General features: G+C 63.2%; 2 protein-coding genes. Both read right to left on the reverse strand.

Annotation, left to right across the window (positions count from 1 at the left end):
- The coding region (locus GWC77_RS27875) for a helix-turn-helix domain-containing protein (protein ID WP_173262740.1) at positions 1-237 on the reverse strand (237 nt) is incomplete at its 3' end.
- A 135-nt stretch (positions 238-372) separates the two neighbouring features.
- Entirely contained in the window at positions 373-906 is a 534-nt protein-coding gene (locus GWC77_RS27880) for a DUF6431 domain-containing protein (protein ID WP_173262742.1), read from the reverse strand.
- Between the last annotated feature and the right edge of the window lie 282 nt (positions 907-1,188).

Genomic DNA, 1,188 nt, shown 5'->3' on the forward strand with positions numbered 1-1,188 from the left:
GCGGTCATTGCGCGGCTTGCTGGCGAGTCCTGCGACGCCCTCGCGCCGCCACAGGTCGTACCAGACGCGCAGCGTCTTCTCGCTGATGTGGCGGCGTCGGGAGCCGGGAATGGCGTACTCCTGCTGGGCGATCTGGTGCATGAGGCGAGCGAGTTCACCACGGGCGAGTTCGCCGCGGCTGACAAGCGGGCCGAGCACGCCCAGACGGAACAGCGCCATCTCGTCGATGGGATTCATGTCGTCAAATTCCTTCGTTCAGTTGAGGAATCGACATGAAATCGCCGTTGCGATGGCCGCGGAAGTGGCCAAACTTTGTGGGCACCCGGAAAAAACGCGAAACCGGCGGTCTCGCGACGCGCCAGGATCAACGGATCACGGGACGATCAGGCCGTCGCGATCGAGCCACGCCATGGCCTTATCCAATGGCATCAGGCTCAAGCAGGCCCGCCAGAAAGTGGCGACGCCCTCGGTGCGGCCGAGCTCGGGGAAGCGGCTGCGCAGATGAAAGGCGAAGTGCTCCGTGCGCTCGCGCAGCCAAGCCCACCAGCGACGCACGGTATGACGGCTGAGCCCGGTGAGCGCCGCGGCGCAACGCAGCGACAGGCCAAAGAGCATCAGCGAAAGAACCCGTTGCTGCAGCGCCCAGGCATACCAGCGGCGGGGGCAGATACACAGCGGCAAGCGTGAACAGGTTCGGTTGCACGACAGACAACGAAAGCGCGGCACGGGTGCCGGGTTGAGTTCGCCGCCGTTGCTGTGGTCGGCCTTGCGGCCGTAGAAGGCGTGGCCCCACAGGCCGCCGAAGCCGCAATGCGGGCAATGACTGGGCCGGTATGATTGCGGCGTCGAGACGACGGCGCGTAGATGTTGTTCGAGGGTAAGGAAGGCGTGTACGATTCGATCCATAGGCCGGGCTGTTGTTGATTCGTGTGTGGCTTCGTAACCCGTCGCACGATATCACGGCAGTTCCGGCCTTCTTTAGGTTGTGTCGCGATAACGGAGCCATGACGAGCAAGCGGCGATTCGCTTAGGAGTCCTTACATAAGCAGCGAATAGAACTGTGGGGGTGACCCGTTTCCGTGGACGGTTAAGCAGTTGAATTTTGGTTCGGCTGATTTCCTCCAGGTTGGGCGCTTGCGCGAGTTGTCCACGGTCGGTCGGCGGGTCGCCTATCACGACCACGACGCC

Source organism: Paraburkholderia sp. NMBU_R16 (assembly GCF_013282575.1).
GTDB lineage: Bacteria > Pseudomonadota > Gammaproteobacteria > Burkholderiales > Burkholderiaceae > Trinickia.

What these genes read in the sequence shown, in the direction of transcription:
- GWC77_RS27880 (WP_173262742.1), bottom strand. Translation starts at nt 906, where the DNA reads ATGGATCGAATCGTACACGCCTTCCTTACCCTCGAACAACATCTACGC.